20 protein-coding genes are annotated in these 23,330 nt (G+C 40.4%); 16 read left to right on the top strand and 4 right to left on the bottom strand.

Annotated elements, in window-relative coordinates; all coding sequences use genetic code 11:
* The 3 genes from atzF to IGI50_RS19585 all read left to right on the top strand — a co-directional run bounded on the left by atzF (position 1) and on the right by IGI50_RS19585 (position 4,264).
* Positions 1–1,692: an allophanate hydrolase gene (gene atzF / locus IGI50_RS19595; RefSeq protein ID WP_438778217.1), complete on the top strand. Its 1,692-nt coding sequence runs from the start codon at positions 1–3 to the stop codon at positions 1,690–1,692.
* Positions 1,693–1,864: 172 nt separating this feature from the next.
* Positions 1,865–2,827, top strand: coding sequence for a UDP-glucose 4-epimerase GalE (gene galE, locus IGI50_RS19590; RefSeq protein WP_438778216.1), 963 nt, complete (start codon positions 1,865–1,867; stop codon positions 2,825–2,827).
* Positions 2,828–3,112: 285 nt separating this feature from the next.
* Positions 3,113–4,264, top strand: a complete 1,152-nt coding sequence (locus IGI50_RS19585) for a cation:proton antiporter (RefSeq protein ID WP_438778215.1) — start codon at positions 3,113–3,115, stop codon at positions 4,262–4,264.
* A gap of 200 nt (positions 4,265–4,464) precedes the next feature.
* Here IGI50_RS19585 and IGI50_RS19580 read toward each other — a convergent pair whose 3' ends face one another.
* Positions 4,465–5,220: an SDR family NAD(P)-dependent oxidoreductase gene (locus IGI50_RS19580; RefSeq protein WP_438778214.1), complete on the bottom strand. Its 756-nt coding sequence runs from the start codon at positions 5,218–5,220 to the stop codon at positions 4,465–4,467.
* A 191-nt stretch (positions 5,221–5,411) separates the two neighbouring features.
* On the opposite strand from IGI50_RS19580, the gene IGI50_RS19575 reads away from it, so the two are divergent.
* On the top strand, positions 5,412–6,647 hold the full coding sequence (locus IGI50_RS19575) for a PucR family transcriptional regulator (RefSeq protein ID WP_438778213.1): 1,236 nt from the start codon (positions 5,412–5,414) through the stop codon (positions 6,645–6,647).
* 41 nt (positions 6,648–6,688) lie between these two features.
* Here the strand turns inward: IGI50_RS19575 and IGI50_RS19570 are convergent, their stop codons facing one another.
* A complete protein-coding gene (locus tag IGI50_RS19570; RefSeq protein WP_438778212.1) occupies positions 6,689–7,291 on the bottom strand; it encodes a YczE/YyaS/YitT family protein in 603 nt (200 codons plus the stop codon).
* Between the two features lie 88 nt (positions 7,292–7,379).
* On the opposite strand from IGI50_RS19570, the gene IGI50_RS19565 reads away from it, so the two are divergent.
* Complete coding sequence (locus IGI50_RS19565; RefSeq protein WP_438778211.1) at positions 7,380–8,045, top strand: cyclic nucleotide-binding domain-containing protein; 666 nt, start codon at positions 7,380–7,382, stop codon at positions 8,043–8,045.
* 88 nt (positions 8,046–8,133) lie between these two features.
* Here IGI50_RS19565 and IGI50_RS19560 read toward each other — a convergent pair whose 3' ends face one another.
* Positions 8,134–9,909, bottom strand: a complete 1,776-nt coding sequence (locus IGI50_RS19560; protein ID WP_438778210.1) for an ammonium transporter — start codon at positions 9,907–9,909, stop codon at positions 8,134–8,136.
* Positions 9,910–10,589: 680 nt separating this feature from the next.
* Between IGI50_RS19560 and IGI50_RS19555 the strand changes: the two genes are divergently transcribed.
* The 9 genes from IGI50_RS19555 (at position 10,590) to IGI50_RS19515 (ending at position 19,841) form a co-directional block, all read left to right on the top strand.
* Complete coding sequence (locus IGI50_RS19555; protein ID WP_438778209.1) at positions 10,590–13,238, top strand: pectate lyase-like adhesive domain-containing protein; 2,649 nt, start codon at positions 10,590–10,592, stop codon at positions 13,236–13,238.
* Between the two features lie 8 nt (positions 13,239–13,246).
* The gene (locus IGI50_RS19550; protein WP_438778208.1) at positions 13,247–13,636 is read left to right on the top strand and encodes an LPXTG cell wall anchor domain-containing protein; all 390 of its coding nucleotides are present in this window, start codon (positions 13,247–13,249) and stop codon (positions 13,634–13,636) included.
* Positions 13,611–14,336, top strand: a complete 726-nt coding sequence (locus IGI50_RS19545) for a WxL domain-containing protein (protein WP_438778207.1) — start codon at positions 13,611–13,613, stop codon at positions 14,334–14,336. The genes IGI50_RS19550 and IGI50_RS19545 overlap by 26 nt, the downstream gene beginning before the upstream one ends.
* A gap of 32 nt (positions 14,337–14,368) precedes the next feature.
* The gene (locus IGI50_RS19540; protein ID WP_438778206.1) at positions 14,369–15,148 is read left to right on the top strand and encodes a WxL domain-containing protein; all 780 of its coding nucleotides are present in this window, start codon (positions 14,369–14,371) and stop codon (positions 15,146–15,148) included.
* Between the two features lie 23 nt (positions 15,149–15,171).
* Entirely contained in the window at positions 15,172–15,909 is a 738-nt protein-coding gene (locus IGI50_RS19535; protein WP_438778205.1) for a WxL domain-containing protein, read from the top strand.
* 67 nt (positions 15,910–15,976) lie between these two features.
* The gene (locus IGI50_RS19530) at positions 15,977–17,062 is read left to right on the top strand and encodes a DUF916 and DUF3324 domain-containing protein (RefSeq protein WP_438778204.1); all 1,086 of its coding nucleotides are present in this window, start codon (positions 15,977–15,979) and stop codon (positions 17,060–17,062) included.
* Positions 17,040–17,801 (top strand): class A sortase, encoded by a 762-nt coding sequence (locus IGI50_RS19525; RefSeq protein ID WP_438778203.1) that lies wholly within the window; start codon positions 17,040–17,042, stop codon positions 17,799–17,801. Before IGI50_RS19530 ends, IGI50_RS19525 begins: the two co-directional genes overlap by 23 nt.
* A 26-nt stretch (positions 17,802–17,827) precedes the next feature.
* Positions 17,828–18,415: a hypothetical protein gene (locus tag IGI50_RS19520; RefSeq protein ID WP_438778202.1), complete on the top strand. Its 588-nt coding sequence runs from the start codon at positions 17,828–17,830 to the stop codon at positions 18,413–18,415.
* The gene (locus IGI50_RS19515) at positions 18,396–19,841 is read left to right on the top strand and encodes a helix-turn-helix domain-containing protein (RefSeq protein WP_438778201.1); all 1,446 of its coding nucleotides are present in this window, start codon (positions 18,396–18,398) and stop codon (positions 19,839–19,841) included. The genes IGI50_RS19520 and IGI50_RS19515 overlap by 20 nt, the downstream gene beginning before the upstream one ends.
* Before the next feature lie 357 nt (positions 19,842–20,198).
* On the opposite strand, the gene IGI50_RS19510 is transcribed toward IGI50_RS19515, so the two are convergent.
* Positions 20,199–20,642: an Lrp/AsnC family transcriptional regulator gene (locus IGI50_RS19510; RefSeq protein WP_438778200.1), complete on the bottom strand. Its 444-nt coding sequence runs from the start codon at positions 20,640–20,642 to the stop codon at positions 20,199–20,201.
* Positions 20,643–20,846: 204 nt separating this feature from the next.
* Here IGI50_RS19510 and IGI50_RS19505 point away from each other — a divergent pair, with 204 nt between their 5' ends.
* Both IGI50_RS19505 and kynU read left to right on the top strand, forming a co-directional pair.
* Positions 20,847–22,031: an MFS transporter gene (locus tag IGI50_RS19505; protein ID WP_438778199.1), complete on the top strand. Its 1,185-nt coding sequence runs from the start codon at positions 20,847–20,849 to the stop codon at positions 22,029–22,031.
* Between the two features lie 11 nt (positions 22,032–22,042).
* Complete coding sequence (gene kynU / locus IGI50_RS19500) at positions 22,043–23,314, top strand: kynureninase (protein ID WP_438778198.1); 1,272 nt, start codon at positions 22,043–22,045, stop codon at positions 23,312–23,314.
* Positions 23,315–23,330 lie beyond the last annotated feature (16 nt).

Genomic DNA, 23,330 nt, shown 5'->3' with positions numbered 1-23,330 from the left:
ATGCTGAAACAAACGATTCGTCAGCTGCAAAAGTGCTATCAAGAGAAAAACATCACGGTAGAGGAAGTTGTCGATCAAGTACTCGACTCAGCGAAGGAACACGCACACTATAATTGCTGGATTTATTTACTGGAAAAAACGGAGATTATGGCCTATGTAGATAAGCTTCCGTCTCCGAATTTTGAAGAAAAGCCATTGTGGGGTATTCCATTTGCGATTAAGGACAATATTGATTTGGCTCATGTACCGACGACTGCTGCCTGCCCGGAGTTTTCCTATATACCTGAAAAATCAGCCAAGGTAGTGGCGCAGTTGATTCATGCAGGGGCGATTCCTATCGGAAAGACCAATATGGATCAATTCGCTACCGGTTTGGTGGGAACACGTTCTCCCTATGGTGCAACGAAAAATGCTCTTGATCCAGAGCTAATCAGCGGAGGCTCGAGTTCTGGTTCAGCTGTCGCGGTGGCGTTAGGACAGGTATGTTTTGCGCTGGGAACAGACACTGCCGGTTCAGGAAGAGTTCCAGCGGCATTGAACAATATCTTTGGCTATAAAGCCGCACTGGGAAGCTATTCGACAGAAGGAGTGGTGCCGGCCTGTGAATCTCTTGATTGTGTTTCAATTTTTGCTCGCGGGATGGAGGATATTTGCCTGATTGATCAGCAGTTAAACGCTAGCGCGACAGTAACATCTAATCAAAACCCGCAGCCTGAAACGCTTCTTTTGCCTGATGAAGTAGAATTTTTCGGCCCATATGCTGCAATGTATGAAGCTGCTTGGCAAAAGACCGTAAAGTATTTCAGAGAATCAGCGCACGTCGAGACGATAGAAATGGCTCAGCTTCAGCAGGTGGCGCGTTCTCTTTATGAAGGGCCTTTTGTAGTTGAACGGGATGTCGCGATTGGCGAATTTGCGGATTCACATAAAGCTTCGATTGTGGCGCCATTAACAACGATAATAAAGCAGGCAAGACAAGCCGATTATTCAGCAAAAGCACTTTTTGAAGCCCAGCATGTTTGTAAACGAGTTGAACGCTACCTAAAAAATAAACTAGCGGACAGCCTGCTGGTATTGCCGACCTGCACCGGTACTTGGCGAATCGACCAAGTTGTCGCTGATCCTCTCTTTACCAATAGTCAAATGGGACTTTATACCAATCATTGCAATTTACTAGGATTGAGTGCTGCGGCGGTTCCTGCGCCAGTGGCTAGTGAAATGCCTTTTGGAATCACGTTATTTTCAACTCCAGAAGATGAACCTCTGCTGAGAAGTTTTGCGTCAGAGCTTGATTCAACCGAGGCGAAGACGGAGCTTGTTGTATGCGGTCTTCACATGAGAGGGTTTCCTCTTGAAAAGGAAATGCATGCTTATGGAGCAGAGTTCGCCTATGAAACTAAGACTTCTTCTGATTATCTTTTATATGAGCTGCACACAGCCCCCCGCAAGCCTGGCTTGTTTCGCAGTGAGGAGTGCGGTCAACCGATCGAAGTAGAGGTCTGGAGCATTCCTTATAAACAGCTTAGTCAGTTTATTCAAACGATTCCTTACCCTTTAGCCATCGGAAAAGTGAGGCTGGAAAATGGCACAGAAAAACTAGGGTTTGTCTGCCAAAATTATTCCGCAGAAAAAAAGAAGAACATTACACATTACGGTTCATGGAGAAAGTATCAAAAGGGACTTCAGGCCTGATCATAAAAGTAAAAAGCAATAGTTAAGGACTAGCGAATTCAGGTTAGTCCTTTTCTTTCTGCTTGGACGAAGCAAAATCAACGGACTTCCGATGAAAGTGCGATATACTTTAAAAAATTTGCATAAATAAATGAATGACAATAATAATTGTAGAGATTTTAGGAGGGATCGTATGACGATTTTGGTTGTAGGTGGCGCAGGATATATTGGCTCCAATGCTGTGGATGCATTGATTGCTCAAGGCTATGAGACTGTTGTAGTAGATAACTTGGTGACAGGATTTAGAGAAGCAGTGCATAAGGAGGCGCGCTTTTATAAAGGGGATATTCGGGATAAATCTTTTCTACGCTCTGTTTTTCAAAAGGAAGATATTGAAGCGGTCATGCATTTTGCCGCCTTATCGCTAGGCAGAGAATCAATGGAGCAACCGTTGGATTATTTTAGTAACAACGTAGGTGGAACTCAAGTGTTATTAGAGGTGATGGAAGAATTTTCAGTCAAAAACATCGTCTTTTCTTCTTCTGCAACTGTCTATGGGAATACGGAAAAGGTCCCGGTAAAGGAAACGAGCGCCTTAGCACCAATCAATCCTTATGGAGAAACCAAACGGATGATGGAAACGATGATGGACTGGCAAAGCAAGGCGAAGGGGTTGAGATTTATCGCCTTGCGCTATTTTAACGTTGCTGGAGCGAAAAAGGATGGGACTCTTGGAGAAGTTCGGCAGCGCCTTATTCCAATGATTTTGCAAAAGGCGTTGAAGGATGAGACCATGCTGCTTTTCGGTGATGACTACGACACACCTGATGGGACGTGTATTAGAGATTTCATCCATGTTTTAGATTTGGTTGAGGCCCATATTTTAGCGTTGAACTATTTGACTAATGGCGGGGAAAGCCAGATTCTTAATGTGGGCTCCGGCAAGGGCTGCTCTAATTTAGAGGTGGTTCAGGCGGCTAGAAAAGTTACGAAAAAACCGATCCCTATCAAAGTGAAGCCCCGTGTGAAAGGTGATTCGGCGATTTTAGTTGCATCTAACGATAAGATCGAGAGGCTTTTAAATTGGCATCCTGCTCATAGCGAGATTGAAGAGATTATTACCGATGCCTGGCGTTTCCAAGAAAAAAACCTTTAGGTTATCAGGGTGGGAACTGACTCTTTTTTATGAGCTATCCGAATACTATTTTTTAGTGGACAGACAATCATTTATTGAATTGAGATTAGCATCTAAATTGTGGAACGTTAATTACGAAGCGGACGATACTCGCGAATAGATGGAAACGAGGGATGAGCACTCACTAACAAAAAAGGTGCTCATTCTTTTTATTTTCTTTTGCTTTTTCCAATAGACTTCCTTGTTGGAAGCGGATACAATTGAATTAACGCTAGCTTTTCATTTTGCGTAGGTGGAGGCGAAGAGATGGAGTTTATTGGTGTTTTGTGTTTGATCTTAGTAAGTGTTACCTTAGCTAGTCACTTTTCACGAAGAATAGGGATTCCAGCAGTGATCGGACAATTGCTCGTGGGAATTCTCTTGGGAAACGGCGGCTTAAGGATTGTTCATCCAGATATCCTAGTGAAGGATTTTTCTGAGATCGGAGTGATCTTACTGATGTTTTTAGCAGGAATCGAAAGCAACTTACCGCTGCTGCGAAAGTATTTTCGGCCCGGCGTTTACGTTGCCTTGTTGGGGATTTTATTTCCTTTATTATTAGGAACGGGGAGCGGGAGTCTCTTCGGTGTTCCAATAAGCCAATCTTTTTTCTTCGGATTAATTTTAGCGGCGACCTCTGTTAGTATTTCCGTCGAAGTTCTAAAAGAATTAAAGGTCGTGAAAACCAAAGAAGGGTCCACCATATTAGGCGCGGCTGTGGTAGATGACATTTTAGTCGTCTTGATCGTTAGTCTATGCATGCCGTTATTAGGCGTTGAAGGCGGAAGTGAACGTCCGCTAGGCTTCATGCTGATCGCACAGGTTCTTTTCTTTATCGCAGTCTTCTTTTTGATTCGTTGGGGGGCGCCTTACTTGATGGGATTAAGTAAGAAAATATTCGCTCAGTCCTCTGTCATCATCGTATCCTTAACGCTTTGTCTAAGTATGTCTTTTATCGCGGATTTCATAGGCTTAAGTTCAGTGATTGGTGCTTTTTCTACCGGGATCGCGATTGGTCAAACCAACGTTTGGAAGGATGTGCGTTACAATATTGAGGCAATCGGTTATGCAGTGTTTATTCCGGTTTTCTTCATTAGTATCGGTCTGGAGGTGACTTTTGACGATCTAGCGAAGCAATTGCTATTTATTCTTTTTTTCACAGTTATCGCTATTTTTTCCAAGCTGTTAGGCGGATTTATGGGCAGCCGTTTCTGCGGGTTTGATAAGCAAAGCAGTTTAATGGTAGGGTCAGGCATGGTGTCTCGTGGTGAGATGGCTCTGATTATTGTGCAGCTAGGATTCCAAGCACATCTAGTTACGGGAAAGTATTATTCTTCTATTATTTTGGTCATCTTATTCACTACGTTATCGTCGCCGTTTTTATTAAAATATTTCACAAAAAAGCTTTATCTAACTTAAAGGATTACATCCTAAAAACCGCTTGTATGATTGAAACGATACAAGCGGTTTTACTTTTTATGAAATAGTGTGCTGTTTTTCAGATTTTTTTATCTAAAAATAGGGCATTGGTTTTTTATTCGCATCTTGTTTATCTTGATCGGCCATCTTAATTTCTGATAATTATAGGTCATTTAAAGCACCTCATTTTTCTTTTGGGGTTAGATTGCTGTCCAACCGCCATCGCATGTTAATATGGTTCCTGTGACGTAAGAAGATTCCTTTGCAGCAAGGAAAATTAATGAAGAATCCAATTCTCCTTCGCGGCCAGGTCGATTAATCGCTGTTCGTAAGGTAATAAACTCATTCATGGCCTCCATCGCTTCTGAACTGTTTGCTTCTGATTCAAAAAAGCCAGGGCAAAGCGCGTTTACGGTGATTCCTTTTGGCGACCATTCCGCGGCTGCTTGACGTGTCATATTGACGACCCCGCCTTTAGCAGTTGCATAAGGTAAAATTGGTAATTCTTTCAAGCCACCTTTACCTAGAATGGAAGAAACATTGATTACTCGACCGTAGCCTTTTTCGAGCATTACCCGACCAAAATACTTCATACAATAAAAGACGCCATCCAGATCAAGAGCAATAACCTTGTGCCAAGTTTCCTCAGATAGTTCTTCAATCGGCGCACCAGAGCCTCCGCCGGCGTTGTTCACTAAGATATCAACTGTACCAAATTTGTCAGTTACCGCTTTGACTGCTTTTTCAATCTGATTGGTATCGGTTACATCACAAGTTACTGGTAGACACTTCACGCCTAGGGCTTCTACTTCTTCAGCGACGCTTTTCAATTTTTCGGTTCTTCTTGCAAGGATTGCGACATCGGCACCTTGTTTCGCCAAAGCTAATGCAAATTGGCGACCAAGTCCCGCCGATGCACCAGTTACGACTGCAACATTCCCGGTTAAATCAAACATATAAATTTCCTCTTTTCTATAAAATAGTTGGTACGTTCATCGTATCACAAGGCTAGTTCTTTCAGCTTCGGGGGATTAGCAAAAATAAAAAAGAGAATTTTGTGATAATGCCCAAAGTGCTATATAATTTTAAAAAAGAAGGTAGACCAATCTAGCGTTTTTAAAATGGGAAACATGGGGGTGTATTGGAAATGGAAAAAGAGTTGGATTTTATCAAATTGTATGAAGAAATATACAAGTGTCTGCCCAATAGAAATATTCAAATGTTACTGGATGTTTGTTATGAGATCGTTGGTGTGCCGATTCTTGTTGTTGATATCTTATACAATGTTTTGGGAAATGCACCAAAGGAAAAGACCGGGGACCCGCTTTGGGATGATCTGATTTCCCGAGGCGGGCTTGACACGGAGCAGATCGCTTCTCTTTACGAAGATGGAATTATTCAGTCCGTTGATAGTGAGAAGGCTCCCTATATCGTCGACTGGGGATCGAGTAAAGAGCAGCCGAAAATTCAGGGGATCATCAAGGTCAACGGTATCGTGGAAGGGTATGTAACCATGTGCTGCAGCCGTGAACAGCTCACGCCTGCACGCATCAAGGCAATGGACATAATCATGAATATCTGCTCCTATTTCTTCGTTCGAAATGATTCTGAGAGCAGCATGAATGACACTTATCGAAAGGTATTCGTTAGTGAGTTGTTCAATAACCGCATTCAAACAGAAAAGCAATTGCAGACGTGGTTTTACAATATGCAGCATGAGCTACAGCCGCCGTTTCAGGTTGCAGTAATCAGTACCGAGACCGAGCATGAAAAAAATGTCCTCTCCTATATGCGCAAAGCGTTGCAAAAGCTCTCGGAGCATCAGGTTTTATTGATTCAGAACAATATGCTGTATACCCTTCGATACCAGTATGAAGCAGAACAAAAAAGCCATACTGAGGATAGTGTCAATGCGATTTTAGAAATATTCGGAGCGCGGTGCGGCGTCAGTCAAGAATTTGAAAATCTATTAGAGGTGGCGATCTATCAACGGCAAGCCGAGGACGCACTGGAAATAGGCAGAGAAGTAGACAAGGGAAAGCTATTATACAATTTCGATGACTACCGTACTTCGGCGATCCTTTTGCCGCGAGTGAAAGAGCTCGCTAGGGTCAGTTATGTCCCGAAAGTTCTCAAAGATATCACCGATTATGATAGAGAAAACAGTAAAGAGCTTTTTATTACCTTAAAATGCTATGTGAACAACATGCTAAATACTTCTATCACAGCTAAAGAGCTTCATCTTCATCGAAATTCTCTTCTGTATCGAATTGGACGGATTGAGGAAGTGTTTCAGCTGTCATTAAAAGACCCAAAGACTTTTCGAACGCTGCTTATTGCTTTTTATATGATAGAGCTAGAGGAGCAGCTCTATCATGAGTGATACTTACATAGCGCCAACGATAATTTTATTCATACAATTAGTTATTCCTTTGCCCAAGCGATAACGGGAGACAATAATAGAAAACTGATCACTGTACCTTCACGCACCATCAAGGTTAAATGGAAGAAAACGGTGAAAAGTAGTGCGGTCAAAATACAAATCAAATCAATGCTGTAACGATAGAACTTGAAGCTATGCCCTGTTCTCTCGGAGAGGAAGAGGCAAAAGGTTTCGATTGGGAATTTAAGTAACTGATATTTCAATACTTTTCCGGTACCGACTCCAGCGATGATTGTTCCTAGAATAAAGAGTAGGCATCTTAGAATATAGGCATGCAGGGAAAAAAGTGGGAAAACAAAATACGTGAAGAGATTAATTGTGGAGCCAAAAAACAGCAGGGCAATTCCCATTGTCAAATAATTTTTCAGCCTCTTCTTCGGATCTAGGTATAGACAACCAATCAAGAATAAAAGATTCAAACCAGCGGTAATCGTACCAATTTTAATGTGGCTAAATTCTGCCAGTGTCGCATTTAGGGAGTTGAAGCTGCTCACTCCGATGCTGGCTTTCAGTGTTAAGCTGATGCCGAAAGCACTTAAAAGATAGTATAAAAAAGAAAGAGTTAATTTTTTTTGATTCGTCATAATTGTTCCTCCATTAACTAATTGATAGGATGAGTATGACGGAATAAAAAAATTATCACTAGGAGATATAGCCTAATTAGGAGAAAAAATGAAAAAAGAAAAATTTAGCATGGAAAATAGGCCGCAATTTAACGGTCCATTTCCTTTTTTGACAGAATCAATTTTAAAACAAAGTTTCTTAGTAACCTATGAACGCAATGAAAAAATCGTCAAGCAAACAATCAAGCCCGATTATTTATATCTTCTTTTAGAAGGGAAAGCACGAATCCTCCAGCAAGAGCCAAATGGAAAAAGCTTGATTCTGCAGTTTCTTGAAGTAGGAGACTTCATTGGAGAACTGACGCTGGTGAAAGCGGAGGAGACACCTAAGGATGTGATCGCAATCGGCGCTGCTCGGTGCCTTGCGATCCCATTTACGGTAATAGAAGAGGAGCTGATGCAGGAGCCTGAATTTCCAACATACATCGCTCGATATATCGGAGAAAAACTTCTGCTTAGAATGGAACATTTTTCAAACGCCCAAACGTTTGAATTGAAATATCGTTTGGCGGCGTTGTTGTTAGAGGTTGCTGTTAATGAGCAATACCATGAAAACAATACGCAAATCGCCGATTATTTGGGTACTAGCTACCGGCATCTGATGCATACCTTTAAAAACCTGCGAGAGCAGGGGTATATTGAAAAAATTAAAGGCGGCTATTTGATTGATTCGCAGAAGCTGAGAGAATTAATTCAGGAAGGAAACGAACGGTGAAGGATAAAAAAACCGCCGATAAGAAAAATCTTATCGACAGTTCAAGCAGATTAAGAGTTCTGAGAAAAGGATTGATTTGATGGGTTTCTTAATCTGCGTGGTACCCTTGTAATGCTTCAGTTCCTTCATCGTTGTTGCTGATGCGAACCACATTATCCATTGCAGAGACAAAGATTTTTCCGTCACCGGGCTGTCCGGTGTGTAAAATCCGTTTCATTGTATTAATTACCTGATGTACTGGAATGCTGCTGATTACGACATCCACCTTTACTTTTGGCAAAAGTTTGGTGGGAACGACAGAGCCTCGATAGTATTCGGTGCTGCCTTTTTGAATACCATGACCTAATACTTGTGTCACCGTCAGACCTTCAATACCGATTTTTTCTAAACCTTTTTTCAAGTCTTCTAATTTGTTTTCGTTGACTACCACCGATACCATTGAGATTGGTAGCGTTTCTAATTCATCAGGTCTCATTCTTTTCCATCCTGATTGCGTTGTTGTCGTTTTTCCTTCAGCTGTTTCTACTGCTTCCATTTGCAGAGTTGAAATATCTGTTGCCAAAGCAGGTTCTTTTGCGAACATCGTTGGAGAAGCAAGGTTGCTATTTGTCTGTGGAATCTCATTACTGTCTGTCATATCGGGTGATACGACAAAACCGCTATAGGCACTTTGCAGACCGTGTTCTGTTACATCAAGTCCTGCGAGTTCAACCTCTTCTGAGACTCTTAGACCAACCGTGTATTTTAATGCGAAAAAGAGAACAGTGGTTGAAGCACCAACCCAAGCAGCGGTAATTAACACACCAAAGATTTGTGTAAAGAAGAAACTTGCGCCGCCACCGTAGAAAAGTCCCCCATCTAAAGCCAACAATCCAGTCAACATCGTTCCAAGAGCTCCACAAACCCCATGAACCCCTACAGCTCCAACAGGATCATCCACCCGAAGTTTTTTATCAATGAATTCGACCGCGAAGATCATCGCGGCTCCAGAGGCCAATCCGATGAGACATGCGCCGCCTGCGCTCACCATGTCACAGCCAGCAGTAACCCCTACTAGGCCAGCCAAAGTTCCATTTAAAGTTAAAGAGACATCTGGCTTTTTATATTTGAACCAAGAAATAACCAATGCGGTTAATGTTCCTGTAGCCGCTGCAATATTCGTATTGACCAAAACATTTGAAGCTAATACCAAGGTGTCATCACCAGTCATTGAAGTGGTTGAACCACCATTAAAGCCAAACCATGAGAACCATAAAATAAAGACACCCAATGCGGCTAAAGTAAGATTATGACCAGGGATGGCATTTGATTTCTTATCCTTGGTATACTTACCGATTCGGGGACCAACGATGGCTGCCCCAGTGAAGGCTGCAATCCCGCCAACCATGTGAACGGCTGTTGAACCGGCGAAATCATGGAAGCCCATTTCTGCTAAAAAGCCGCCGCCCCAGATCCAGTGACCTGAGATAGGATAGATCAGCCCGCTAATCACTGCACTGAAAATACAGTAGGCGATGAAATTTGTTCGTTCGGCCATTGCCCCAGAGACGATCGTTGCCGCTGTTGCACAAAAGACGGTTTGGAAAAGTAAGAAGGTTGGTGTAGGAAGATCAAAAGCTAGAGAGTTTCCAGCGAAAAAGTGAATCCCACCGAAAATCGCGCTGCTTCCCCCAAACATAATCCCAAAACCAATCACCCAATACAGTAATGTCCCGAAGCAGAAATCAATCAAGTTTTTCATAATAATGTTTCCGGCATTTTTAGCCCGAGTAAATCCTGACTCCACAAGTGTGAATCCCGCCTGCATGAAAAATACCAGAAAAGCACCAAGAAGCGTCCAAACAACATCAATTGAAGAATACATAAAACCAACCCTTTCTGTATATGTTATATTTTCTAACATATTACGCTTGTCATATTGACTGGTCAAGGTTTTTATTGACTGAAAACGTATTTTTGTTGAAAAAAGTATTTTTTCAGAACATTCAATGTTATGTTTTATTACATATGGATGCCTCGGTTTTAAAATAAGATATTCATAGAAATAGTCATTATATAGAAGCTTTTTACTGAAGAGGTGTTCATCAACATGTTTTGATCGAAATGTAAGAGATACTTAGCGAAAAAGGAGAAAGAGAGCTCAAAAAGCTGAACACGGTTCTAGCTAACTAAAGGAAAACGATGAAAAAAATTAAAATATCCAAAAGTAAATAAAAATTAAGAAAAAGTTAAAAACATTCTCATTCCTAAAATGGATATTTGGTCTATATGAATTATTTTGATTTTCAAATTAGAATGATTATAAATAGTATGTTATTTAAGTATTCTTGAAATGTTAGCAGAAGTGACTATTTTTCATGATTCATTTGTAATGTAACAAGCATTATTTTCTTGTTTAACATTAATTAAATTTCTTTTTGGTTTTAATAAAAATATATTATTAAAGCGTTGGTTATAAGTTAATTGCCATTTTTTTTAAAAATAATTATAAAAATGGGTTATTAGATATGTTAGGATTTTGGATGTGAAGGAGGTGAGAAAAAAATGAAACGACGCAAACTAATTTTTTTCTTATTACTAATTATTTTACTTCCAAATGCGAATATTTTTATAGCGGAAGCTAATGAAACGATAGACTCAAGTACGGAAATTTCAGAAAAGAATGAATCAGAGAGTGAAATGGAGAAAACTTTAGATACTTCTAGTAAGAGCATTGAAAGTAGTGAAATACCAGAATCTTCCTCTGATTCAGAGAAAACGAGTGCGACTACCGAAAGTTCAACGTCAGAGGATAAAACGGAGCAATCAGAGATAGAAGCAGATGACTCCAAAATTGAAAAAACGGATATCAGTCTGTTGGCAGCAGATGAAGAAGCAGTAGGTACATGGGCTGATTTTGTTAGTGCTGTGCGTAATGAGAACATTACAAAAATTATTTTAACGGCGAGCTTCAGTAATCCTAGCGCCTCTGACTCGAGTCTTTCAGGCTATTCACGTAAAAATGACTTAGAAATTGATGGTCAAGGGTATCGCGTAGATTTTAGAAATTCTTCAATTCAGTTAGGGAGTCCAACTAACACAACCGGACTCTTCCACATGCATGATATTGTACTGAATCAAAATTATGTCGGCGCTTCTTCAGAAGATATTGTTGGTACACGACTGAATAACACGAACGGAGCGAAGTGGAAATACCGCTTTGGAAATATCACAACCGAACCGGGGGTACAACGATTGGCGAGAGCTTCTTATTCAGAAGTAAGGGTTTATGGCAAAATGGATATTGATACTCGTGCTGAAAATTTTTATTTGGGAAGTATGATCATGGAGGACGGGACGGATTATCGAGGAAATGTAAACAACTATAACTTTTCCGTCTTTTGGTACAACGTTACCGCTGGTGCCAACTCAACGGGTGCCTCGCGAGAGTTTACGATAGGAAAGAATTGTCGAGTAGACGTCGGACAGACACAGACTTCCGGTAGAACTTATCCTGCTGTCTATCAGCACTATTTGGCCTTAACCGTTGGAGAAAACAGTGTCTATAACGTCGATATGCCGGGGAATGCTGTACGTTTTGATGATACAGGAGCAGGTATGACGATCAAAAAAGGGGCAGTCGTGAATTTAACTAGTAAGCAGCCTGCAGGGTCAATCGTGGCATTCAGCGCGAACAATACCTATTTAAACGCAGAAACAGGCAGTTACTTTTACGTGATCGGAACAAGTAATCAACCCTTAATCAATTTAGCTGCGAATGGTACGGGAACAGGTAGTGTCAGTCGGTCGGGGAACAGCTTCACATTAAATAGTCCGGCACAATATGATTTACGAAATCTAAATGACAGTCAATCCGCTGTCAAGATCGCATATGGAAATGAAGCGAACAATACCTTTTCAATTCTTGATTCCGATATTGATTTGTGGAATGTTGGTGTACCGGTGCTTGGTCCATCAAATGAAACCTATTCAAAAGTACCAAGCTTGCAGGTAACCGGAAGTGGCAGCAGGGAAGCGATCGCTACCTCTGTTACTGGCTTGGATCAGTTTAAGCAAGCTAACTACCGACGAATTTCGGGGATGAACCAGAATCCTAAGATTGAGTGGACACCAGTCACTGATGCGGATAAAACGATTAAAGGACGTGTAGCTATCGGGGAAGTTCCAGATAATAATGGTCTGGTTAATGGAGAAATTAAGTATATTCCAGTTTATGCATCAGAAAATCAAGCGAAGGTGACATTGACAGATACTTATGGAAATGTTCGAACGGATTTATCAACGGATGCCAATGGCTATGTTTCTTATACTGATACGAGCGATCCAGTTCAATTTCAAAAAGCAGGAGAGACGATTTCAGGGATAGCCGAACGTGGTCCATGGGTAACACCTGACCCGATTGAAGCGACAGTAATAGATGTAACTCCACCAGAACCCGCTAAAGTAGATCATTCGGACGCCATCCAAAGTATTACTACAAAGTTAACGGGCACTGGGGAACCTAATAGCATTATAACATTAACCGTTAACGACCAGCCATCGGGAATTCCGGGACAGCTGGTTGGAGCGGATGGAAAATGGGAAATAGATATCTCGGGTTTGCAGCTTGTAAAAGACGATGTTTTGCAATTCTTTTTACAAGATCAAAGCGGACCAATTACCGAGTTGAGTGAAGCAGATCGTCCAAGTACAAACAATACGATTGGAAATATCAATCCTAAAAATGAGATGACTTATCATGATGCAACCTTCAAAGCAGCTACAAAAGCAACAGTCGTAGGTTATTTATCTCTAGCTTCTGTTCCTGATGGACTTGACTTCGGGAGTAATAAAGTCTCAAACAAGACAGAAAATTACCGCCCAACAGTCAATGGTGAGTTGGTCGTTTCAGATACCCGAGGAGGAGCCAGAAAACCATGGCGTTTGACATTGAGTCAATCAGAGGTGTTGAAAAACGGCACGATTTCTTTGGGAGAGGCCTTGTATTACACGTCTCAAGTAGGAGAAAAACAAATCTCAACAGCGACTCAAATTGTTGAATCCGGGGAATTTACCTCTGACGGTTCTAAAAATATCTCCGATGATTGGCAATACAGCAAGGGTTTTAACTTGAAAGTCCCAGTTGAGAAACAACGAGTAGGAGAGTATTCAGGAAAATTATCATGGAAACTAGAAGATGTCCCAGGAAATTAGGTGAGTAGATGAGACGATTTGTAATAAAAGGTTTGTTGACATTGCTGGTGCTCTTTACTACGATACCTGCCTACGCGACAGAGGCTAACTATGATAGTAACGGGGTCACCGCATTTTACGGAAAATATGAATACCCAAAAGAGAACCCTAAAAAGGATCAGACGAATAAAGAAGAAAAAGACGGCACTTCTGTAAAGGGAGAAGGACAAAAAATAGCGGGTGGAACGACAGCCGAACTGGCGGGGACGCTTCCTTCATATAAGGGACACGGAGCAATCCTTCCCCTCACAGGAGATACGTTCAGCTTCTTCCCAGTCTTATTAGGATTTGCTTTATTAGCGCTTGTCCTTTCTAAGCTGAAGGGGGTTGAAAATGCTGAAAAAAATTCAATTTGCTAGTTTTCTTCTTCTCCTGTGTACGATAACAGTCGGGGGAACGGCAGCACAGGCTGATGATACGAATACCCATATGAAGTATCAAAGTGGTGATGGTTCAGCCATCAAACCTCTTGATCCGTTACTTCCTGATCCAACAAAACCGGTCATCCCTATTGATCCAACGGATCCTGCGGGTCCACCGGTGGGCACCGGTGGTAGTCTTTCCCTTGATTTTGCCTCCAGCTTTCAATTTGGCAGTCAAGCAATTTCTACTAAAGATGAAACGTACACAGCGCTTCCACAGGAGTATACCGATTTTGATGGTGTGAAGAAAAAAGGACCGAACTATGTCCAAATAACAGACATACGAGGAACTGGTGCCGGCTGGCAATTAAGTGTGAAGCAAAATGGGCAGTTTCAAACGGCTCAGAGTCAGGAGCTAAAAGGAGCAAAATTGACCTTTAAAAACGGGGAGATGGTTTCTAATCTTTCAAGTGCCTATTCACCACTCGCGAATGGAACCTTCGAGTTGCCACTGGATACAGAAGTGGATGTTGTGACCGCTGCGAACGATAAAGGAATTGGTACATGGCTGTATCGCTTTGGCTCAGACCAGAGCACTGGCAGCAGCTCTATTCAATTAACAGTTCCAGGAAGCTCTGTAAAATATGCAAAAAAATATCAAACTTCCCTGACATGGAGTTTAAAAAACGTACCTTAAAGAAAATACAGCAATACAAGGAGAAAAACACAATGAAAAAAGTGAAATTAATGACAGTCGCTACGTTAGCGGCACTATCGTTATCAACAGCTGGAGGCTTGACCTCTTACGCAGCAGCAGTGGATTATGATTCAAATGGTGTGGTAGAGTTCATTCCGAACCCTGATCCGACAAAGCCGGTTGACCCAACCGATCCAGATCCAACGAATCCCGTTGATCCAGTGGATCCAACCGATCCAACTGGTCCAAATCCAGGAACAGACGGTCCATTATCTATCGACTATGCTTCTTCTTTAGACTTTGGGGTTAATAAAATCACGAATAAGGATGAAGTCTACTATGCTCGAGCACAGCAATTCAAGGACGGTCGTGCTGCAACGCCAAACTATGTCCAAGTTTCAGATAACCGTGGGAATAACGGCGGTTGGACATTGAAGGTAAAACAAAATGGGCAGTTCAAAGCGACAGGCACATTAAATGATACGTTGACAGGTTCAGAGGTTCAGTTAGTCAATCCAACCGTATCAAGCAACTCAACGGCCGTCTTTCCGACCGCTGCTGCAACGATCAAATTAGATCCAGCTGGCACAGAAAGTCTTGTAATGTCCGCAAAAGCAAACCAGGGAGCTGGGACTTACGCTGACCGCTGGGGAACGGTTGAGACAGTCAAGGAAACAGATAAAGACGGCAATGCAGTCGATGCAGAAGTAACGAAAGCAGTGACATTGGCAGTACCCGGAAGTACACCAAAGGATGCAGTGAAATATAGTACATCATTGACATGGAGTCTGTCAGACGTACCAGGAAATTAATCGAACTTAGGGGGAAAATACACATGAAAAAATTTGGTTCTTTATTTTTAGCAACAGCAATTTTAGCGGGGATTACTTTAGCGCCCGCAGCATCATTTGCGGCAGATGGCGGCAACTATGATTCGAACGGTGTGATTACTTTTACACCCAACACGGATCCAACAAAACCCGTTGATCCCGTAGATCCAACTGATCCAGTTACACCAGTTGACCCAACGGATCCAAGCGGACCAAACCCAGGGACAGCCGGACCATTATCTATTGACTATGCATCTAGCTTGGATTTCGGCACACAAAAGATTACTTCCAAAGATGAAGTTTACAAAGCGAAGGCACAAAAATACATTGATAAAGACAGCGTTGAAAAAACGGGTCCAAACTTTGTTCAAGTAACAGATAATCGTGGATCTGAAACAGGATGGACCTTACAAATGAAACAAAACAGTCAGTTTGCAACAGCAGATGCAGATGAATTAACAGGTGCGGAAATTACCTTTAAAAATGGAAATATCGTCACTGCCTCTGATTCAGCAAAACCAACAGGTCAAGCAACGATCGTCGCTGATCCGGCTGGAAACTTGAAGAATGTAATGTCAGCTAAGGATGGTCAAGGGGCTGGAACTTACTTGCTTGATTGGGGAACAGATGCGGCTACAGGTGCAGATAGTATTGAACTAAGTGTGCCTGGCTCAACGACAAAATACGCGAAAAAATATTCAACTACCTTTACCTGGGTTCTTAGTGACACACCAGGAAACTAATCAATAACAAGGACGAAGAAGGGATGTTTTCAGCATCCCTTTCTTTCACTGAGGAGATAAATAGACGATGAAATTTAGAAAAACTGTGATGCTAATCGTGACACTTTTAAGTACTTTGCTAGTGGCAACCCCAGGTCTTGCTTCGGAATTTAATTTCGCTGTAACGCCTAAACCGTCAGAAAATCAAATTGACAAACAAAAAACTTACTTTGATCTATTATTAGCGCCAAATCAAGAAGATACGTTAACCGTTGATCTACGCAATGATACTGATAAAGAAGTGGTCGTTGAAGCACAAATCGCTAGTGCAACGACGAATGATAATGGAGTGGTAGAGTACAGCGAAAATAAGATCAAAAACGACGGAACATTAAAATACAATCTAAAAGACTATGTAGAAGCGCCAGAGGAAGTTACATTAAAGCCTCAATCAGCAGCAGAATACAAGGTCAAAATACATATGCCGAATGAAAAATTTGATGGGGTCAACGCTGGTGGAATCACCTTTAAAGAAAAAAAATCAGAGCAAACCAATGCCTCCTCCGATAAAAATGATAAGGGCTTAGCAATCAAAAATGAGTATTCCTATGTGGTTGCTCTGTTAATGCGTCAAACAACCGATAATGGTGATCCAGATCTGAAGCTGCAGCAGGTGAATCCAAATCAGCGAAATGCTCGAAACGTCATACAAGGAAATCTGCAAAATCCCAATGCAACCTATTTGAATCAATTGGCGACGAAAACGATCATTACCAAAAAAGGAAGTTCTGATGCGTTGTACACTGACGAACAGTCTGAAATGCAGATGGCACCAAATTCTAACTTCAACTTATCTGTACCCTTGAAGGGGGAACGCCTGAAGGCAGGAAAATATACGATGAAGATCGAAGCCTATGGACAAAAAGAGGAAAACGGAGATTTTGCCTTTAAAGCTAAGGGAAACCAAAAGGAAGAAAACTACCGGTACCATTGGTCGCTGGAAAAGGATTTCGAGATCAAAGCAGATGAAGCGAAAAAGCTGAATGATTCCGATGTGACGATTAAAAAAGATTATACATGGGTATATCTTTTGATTGGACTTTTATTACTGATATTACTTATACTATTTTTTGTTTGGCGTAAAAAGAAAAATGACAAAAAAGCTCAGGATTAGTCTCAGTCTGGTTTACTGCGTAGCAATTACATTGCTGTTTCTTCCATTTATGAAGCAAGCATTGATTATTTTCCGAACACAAACAGCTTCTGTGCAACAGATTGAAACGACAAATCAGTTTGAAACAGTCCCATTGGAAGCCGTTCAACCACCTGACTTATCAGATGTCTTAGCATTCAAAGAACAGCAAAACTTTCCAGCGGCTGGTCGGATCATTATTCCAAAAGTTGAGATTGCTCTGCCGCTTTTCCCAGGTCTGTCGAATGAACAGCTTTTGATTGGTGCGGGAATTTTATTTCCTGAAAGAAGGGTTGAAGATCAAAATGTTGTCATCGTTGGACATCACTTAGGAAGATCAAACCTGCTATTTGGAAAATTAATGAAGGTCAAAGTTGGCGATAACATTTATTTAGAACGTCAAAACAAGCTCTATCAATACCGAGTCAGCGAGGCGAAAAAAATTCAGCAAACAGAGCTGAAGGTGCTGGAGGAAGGAACGAAAGCAGAAATCACCCTGATAACCTGTGACAAACCAACTCAGACAGATCAGAGATTTGTCGTAAAGGGCGAGCTTGTCCGTTCTCCAACCAAAAAAATGCAAGAAAAAATACTAAGCAAAATGCGTACGATTCAAGATAAAAACAAGCAAAAAAATCTTACTTATTGTGGGGTTATTTTGTTTTTATACCTGTCTTGTTTAGGGGTCGGTTTATACCGAATCAACCAAGTAAGAGAGTAAGTAAATGCTTTTAGAGGAGTGATGGAATGAAGAAAATGGTGACACGTTCATTGATGGTAGCGTTTGGGGCAACGATTTTTCTCTATTCGGAACATGTCTTTGCCAATACCGCTATTTATGACCCGCTGGATCCGTATAATACAATTACTCCAATACCAAATACTGACCAAGAAACAACTGATCCGAATACTACTGACTCATCAACAATGGATACTGATGAATCCACTGTCTCCGAAACGCAGCAGGCTGAGGTAATCTTAGAAAGCGAAGAAAAAGATGAGTCGCCAAAAGAAGCAATTAAAATAGAGGAACAGTTAGGTGGGGGGCCTGTGAAGGAAGAACGAGAGGAAGAACCTAACGAGTTTCCAAAACCAGATCCCTATTTACCAAAATCGAAAGCCCGTCCTCTTAATCAAGTATTAATGTTGGATGATGATTTCTTTACCTCTGTCAATCCGCCTGCCTTACCACCAGAAAGTAGTGGCGGTTCTGCTGGTGCACCGAATGACTTTGCGGATATCGCTCAATCCGCCTATCTTTTATCTGGAGTTGTTTTATATGGAGAAGCGAATGGGCAGCTAACAGCGAGGATGAGTGATTCTCTTGTTGGATAGTTTATTAGCAAAGGAAGAATGGCGGAAATATCAGTTGCTGAAGCTATTAGAGCGGAGTTCTTATTTTGCGCTGACAAAAAAGGAACTAATGGATCATCTAGAGATTTCAAATTATGTCCTAAAAAGTACGATTGAGCAATTAATTCAGGACATTGAGAAGTATGATTTGAGTCAAGAAATCATACTCTGTCTAGAAGATCCTTTTGTTCAGCTGCAGATTACTGGTACGGCCAGTTCAGAGACACTTTTAGAAAAATACGTAGAGGAGTCCATCGGTTTTACCATATTATTGGACGCAGTACTTGGTAAGTATAAATCATTGAATGAATTATCTGAAAAGCGTCTAATCAGTTATCCTATTGTTTACAACAACTTCAAGCTGTTGAATCAGTACTTGTCTCCTTATGAAATAAAAATCGATAAGAAGTTTCGACTAATTGGTGAAAGCGAAAAAAATGTTCGCCTGTTTCTGACGGAATTGTTTTCTCGAATTTATAAGTGTCATTACCAAGTCTTTACTCATACAAACGAGCATCGTGTGCTTGAAATGCAAGAACAGCTGGAAAAATCGAAACTGACCGTCCATCAAAAAATTAATTTAACGCATTATCTTTATATCGCCAATTTAAGGATTCAACAGCAGAAATATATTGAAAAAGAAACGCAGGATGCGCTGTTGGGTGAAACAGATATAAAACGAGAAATGGAAGCCCCTTTTTTTCGTTCTGTTCCTGATGGCTTTCGGGAAGCAGAAGTGACTGCCTTCCTTTATTACTATTATTCTCGTTCAGAAGAATTAGGAAACGGATTAAGACTGGATAAAAACACACAAATTGCAAATTGGAGTCAGAACTTGTTAGATAAGCTCGTCGCTTCTTTTCCTAAGCTGAGGGATCATTCTGATTGTAATGAGATTTTTTTGATACGATGTCGCTTCCTGCATTTTCAATTATTAGAGACGAGCAGTGCCAGCGAGACGATTCAGCCTGAAATCAACATCCAGTATTTTCAACAAAATTACCCTGCCGCATTGGAGTTTTGTCGAACCTATGTCAAACAGTTGCAGAAGACAGACCCAGAGTTATATAAAAAGAAGAAGCAAGTTCTTCTTCAATATCTCTTTTTGATTTTGGATAGTTTTCCGAAAGAGATCTTGGTTGAGCCGATCAATGTATATGTCGATTTTTCTTTCGGAAGTTTATACAATCAATTCATTACGGAAAACTTGAACTTCTTTCATTTAGTTGGCGCGAAAATCACAACAGATATTGCATCGGCAGATATATTATTGACGGATTCTCGAGCGCTTGGTGATACTTATAAGAAAGAATGTGTCGTTTGGCTGTCGCCACCACGACCGTTAGATTGGGCCAATCTTGGTCAAAAAATCATACAGAAAAGAAATGAAAAAGCAAAGCAAGCGTAGAAAACTCGTTCTTTCTACGCTTGTTTGGTGCGAGTTGAGCTATTCTATGCGCTGAGACTCACATGCCTGCTTTTCCGATAGGAAAAATTCACTATTGAAGGGAGTAACACAATAAAAGAAGATGCGAAGGAACTGATTAATCCACTTAAAATACTAGTAAACAAAAAAATATAGCGATTTGTTAGGTATAGATGTCAGTGAAATAAGGATCATATTTTGTTGTTTCCAACTACGTTCTTTTTGTAGTTTCAATTCTTAATCATTTGTTTGATTTATAAGTTAGCGTTTTAATTCGATTCTAAATAATCCCCATAACCAAGACACAATTACTCATATCTTGGTTATGGGGATTGTATTTTATAAAAGTTCAATTATTTTTTTCCCAGTCGTTTCTTCCAAAATAATTGATGTGGAAACCTTACCATACGCCATCATTGACGCTAATAATTTCTCTACTTCAGCAATTGTTTGGGCACGCCCCTGCATGATATAGTTCTCTTCTCCTGTGACGGAATCAATCGATAAAGTAGGATTGAGATGGCGTGCTCTTTTTATGAATTCATTGAAGTGAATCGTTAAATTACTGATTTTTATATAGAAAGGAATATTGTAGCCCAATTTACTATAATCAATTTCAATAGTAAAATTCCGCAAAACACCGTTATCAACCATTTTTTCAATTCGTCGTTTGACACTTGGCTCAGACATCCTCACGGTTTTTGAAAGATCTTTGATACGCATGCGGCTGTCAGCGGATAACAGTTTCAAAATCTTTATATCAGTTTCATCAATCGTATCCATAATCGATTCCCCCTTTTCAGGCATAATAGTATCAATTTATTGAAATAATTATTTTAGCTAAATAATAAATGACTATTTGTAGTTTAAACGAAAAAAAAGAGGAAATAAACTTTTTTTTTGCATATTCAACTTAAAAAGCATTTCGTTATAATGAGGTCAAGGTTTGAAAGCGCTTTTCGACTTACTTATGGAAGGAGGAAATAAGTGAATAAATGGATGAAATTTTTCATGCTTTATGCAGGTGGAACATTGATCGGAATGTCACAATTGAAGATAGCCCCGGTTATTAGACCGTTGTCTCAATACCTTCATACTTCATTGACACAGATGTCTTTATTGACCTCGGTTTTCACGATTTCAGGCATCTTTATAGCAATTCCAGGTGGAGCGCTCGTTACTAAAATTGGGGCAAAGAAATTGCTATTGGTGATTATCGGATTATTAGCGGTAGGGAATTTTTTAGGTACGCTTGCTAGATCATTCTCTTTACTTTTAATGACTCGAGTAATTGAAGGAATCTCATTTTCGACAATTGTGATGACGGCTGTGGTCCTAATTAGTTATTGGTTTAAGGATAGTCCTCATTCAGGAACAGCAATCGGCATTTTTACGACCTTTCCAGCTTTGTCGTCGTTGATTTCAATGAACTTGTTTTTACCATTGTCTGAGAGATTTGGAAACTTTGCTAGTTGGTATTTAATTGGTAGCTTATCCATAATTATGTGGATTCTTTATTTCCTTTTTTTGGATGCCCCTGTGGAGGATACCTTAGCAAAAGAAGAGGTAGAAGATTCACCATTAAGGATGGTTATAAAGAATAAGACGGTATGGATATTAGGAATTTTACAAGGATGTATGGCATTTGTACTATATGCCTATATTGCGTTATATCCAGTTCTATTTAGTGACTATTATCACCTTTCTCAAGCAACGGCTAATTTTTATTCAGGATTATTTGGCCTATTTGGAATTCCCTTTGGTGTAGTTGCAGGATTTTTACTGGACCGAGTAAAAAAATCAGGACTCGTAATTTTAGCAGCTTTTATAACAATGGGATTTTCCTGTTTAGCTGCGCCGTTTTTAGGTGGAATCAGCGGACTAATCATAGCCCAAGTCTTTTTCTTATCGGCAGCTGCAATGTTAGCTTCCTCTTCAATTACCATCCTAGTTCCACGATCCGCAGGAAAGGAGAACTTGGTTGGCTACTCAATGAGTTTAGTCAATTTATTTTATTACACAGCAATTGTGATCGGTGCACCAGTCATTTCCAAAGTAATTGAGCACTTCTCTTGGATGGCTGGATTACTGGTTCTGACAAGTATAGCAGTTCTCGGCGTGGCTGGTTCAATTATCTATTTATTAACAACGAAAGAAGCGTTTAAAAATTAGGAGGGAACAATATGAACACAACATTTCAAACGGGGTTAGATTATGCAAAAGAATTAGATAAAAAGGATGAGTTGCATCAATATCGTGAAGAGTTCTTTCTTCAGCCTGGGGAAATCTATATGGACGGAAACTCTTTAGGAATGGCTTCTAAAGCAGCTGTAGCTAGTATTGAAAATATGATTGAGCGCTGGAAAAAAGAGGGCGTTCAGGCTTGGAATGATTTGTATATTTATGGCGAAAAAATTTCTGCTTTAATGGCACCGTTGGTTAATGCGAACCCTCAAGAGGTTACTGTAACTGGCAGTACAACCTCTAATATTCATTCCGCATTAGCAACTTTTTATCAACCGACGGTAGATCGCTATAAAATTTTAGTCGATGATTTAAATTTCCCGACAGATCGCTATGCTGTTGATAGTATTGTTGAATTAAAGGGATATTCAATTGATGATGCTGTTAAGGTTGTTCAAAGTTTAGATGGGGAATTTATCGATGAAGCTGCGGTTATTGAGGCGATGACAGATGATGTAGCCGTGATTTTATTGCCAACGGTTTTATATCGAAGTGCCCAGATTATTGATATGCAGCGTTTGACAGAAGAAGCACATAAACGTGGAATTATTATTGGCTTTGACTTGTGTCATGCGATTGGTGCAATTGAAATTGATTTCAAAGAAATTCAACCAGATTTTGCTGTTTGGTGCACCTATAAGTATTTAAATGGTGGTCTTGGATCGACTGCCGGATTATATATCAATCAAAAACATTTTGATATGAAACCCGGGTTAGCAGGATGGTTTGGCAATCGAAATGACACTCAATTTCAATTAAAACATCAATTTGACCCGCAACCTGATGCAAGTGGTTGGCAAATTGGATCACCGGCCATTTTTTCAATGGCAGGGTTGGAAGGTTCTTTACAGATTTTCAATCAATTGGGAATGAAAAAAATTCGAGAAAATTCTTTGAATAAAACCGCTTACTTAATGTATCTTATCGATAAGGAATTAGCTGATTACGGCTATTCTTATGGTAATAGTACAGATGATAGAGTCCGTGGCGGTCACGTTTGTCTGCAACATGAAGAAGCTTATCGAATTGCTGCTGCGTTAAGGAATAATGGTGTTGTCCCAGATTTTCGTGAACCCAATGTGATTCGTCTAGCTCCAATTGCTTTATATACATCTTATGAAGATATTAATCTGGTTGTTCAAACGCTGAAAAAAATTGTTAGTAAAAAGATTTATGAGGATTACAGCAATACGCGTTCTTCTGTAGTATAAAAAAGGTGGGGGAGAT

The organism is Enterococcus sp. DIV0170 (assembly GCF_051710765.1).
GTDB lineage: Bacteria > Bacillota > Bacilli > Lactobacillales > Enterococcaceae > Enterococcus_A > Enterococcus_A raffinosus.
The sequence above is the reverse complement of the archived record's forward strand: the minus strand, read 5'-3'. Positions and strand labels throughout refer to the sequence as shown.

Coding starts and splice junctions, on each gene's coding strand:
- atzF (WP_438778217.1), top strand. CDS start 1: ATGCTGAAACAAACGATTCGTCAGCTGCAAAAGTGCTATCAAGAGAAA.
- galE (WP_438778216.1), top strand. CDS start 1,865: ATGACGATTTTGGTTGTAGGTGGCGCAGGATATATTGGCTCCAATGCT.
- IGI50_RS19585 (WP_438778215.1), top strand. CDS start 3,113: ATGGAGTTTATTGGTGTTTTGTGTTTGATCTTAGTAAGTGTTACCTTA.
- IGI50_RS19580 (WP_438778214.1), bottom strand. CDS start 5,220: ATGTTTGATTTAACCGGGAATGTTGCAGTCGTAACTGGTGCATCGGCG.
- IGI50_RS19575 (WP_438778213.1), top strand. CDS start 5,412: ATGGAAAAAGAGTTGGATTTTATCAAATTGTATGAAGAAATATACAAG.
- IGI50_RS19570 (WP_438778212.1), bottom strand. CDS start 7,291: ATGACGAATCAAAAAAAATTAACTCTTTCTTTTTTATACTATCTTTTA.
- IGI50_RS19565 (WP_438778211.1), top strand. CDS start 7,380: ATGAAAAAAGAAAAATTTAGCATGGAAAATAGGCCGCAATTTAACGGT.
- IGI50_RS19560 (WP_438778210.1), bottom strand. CDS start 9,909: ATGTATTCTTCAATTGATGTTGTTTGGACGCTTCTTGGTGCTTTTCTG.
- IGI50_RS19555 (WP_438778209.1), top strand. CDS start 10,590: ATGAAACGACGCAAACTAATTTTTTTCTTATTACTAATTATTTTACTT.
- IGI50_RS19550 (WP_438778208.1), top strand. CDS start 13,247: ATGAGACGATTTGTAATAAAAGGTTTGTTGACATTGCTGGTGCTCTTT.
- IGI50_RS19545 (WP_438778207.1), top strand. CDS start 13,611: ATGCTGAAAAAAATTCAATTTGCTAGTTTTCTTCTTCTCCTGTGTACG.
- IGI50_RS19540 (WP_438778206.1), top strand. CDS start 14,369: ATGAAAAAAGTGAAATTAATGACAGTCGCTACGTTAGCGGCACTATCG.
- IGI50_RS19535 (WP_438778205.1), top strand. CDS start 15,172: ATGAAAAAATTTGGTTCTTTATTTTTAGCAACAGCAATTTTAGCGGGG.
- IGI50_RS19530 (WP_438778204.1), top strand. CDS start 15,977: ATGAAATTTAGAAAAACTGTGATGCTAATCGTGACACTTTTAAGTACT.
- IGI50_RS19525 (WP_438778203.1), top strand. CDS start 17,040: ATGACAAAAAAGCTCAGGATTAGTCTCAGTCTGGTTTACTGCGTAGCA.
- IGI50_RS19520 (WP_438778202.1), top strand. CDS start 17,828: ATGAAGAAAATGGTGACACGTTCATTGATGGTAGCGTTTGGGGCAACG.
- IGI50_RS19510 (WP_438778200.1), bottom strand. CDS start 20,642: ATGGATACGATTGATGAAACTGATATAAAGATTTTGAAACTGTTATCC.
- kynU (WP_438778198.1), top strand. CDS start 22,043: ATGAACACAACATTTCAAACGGGGTTAGATTATGCAAAAGAATTAGAT.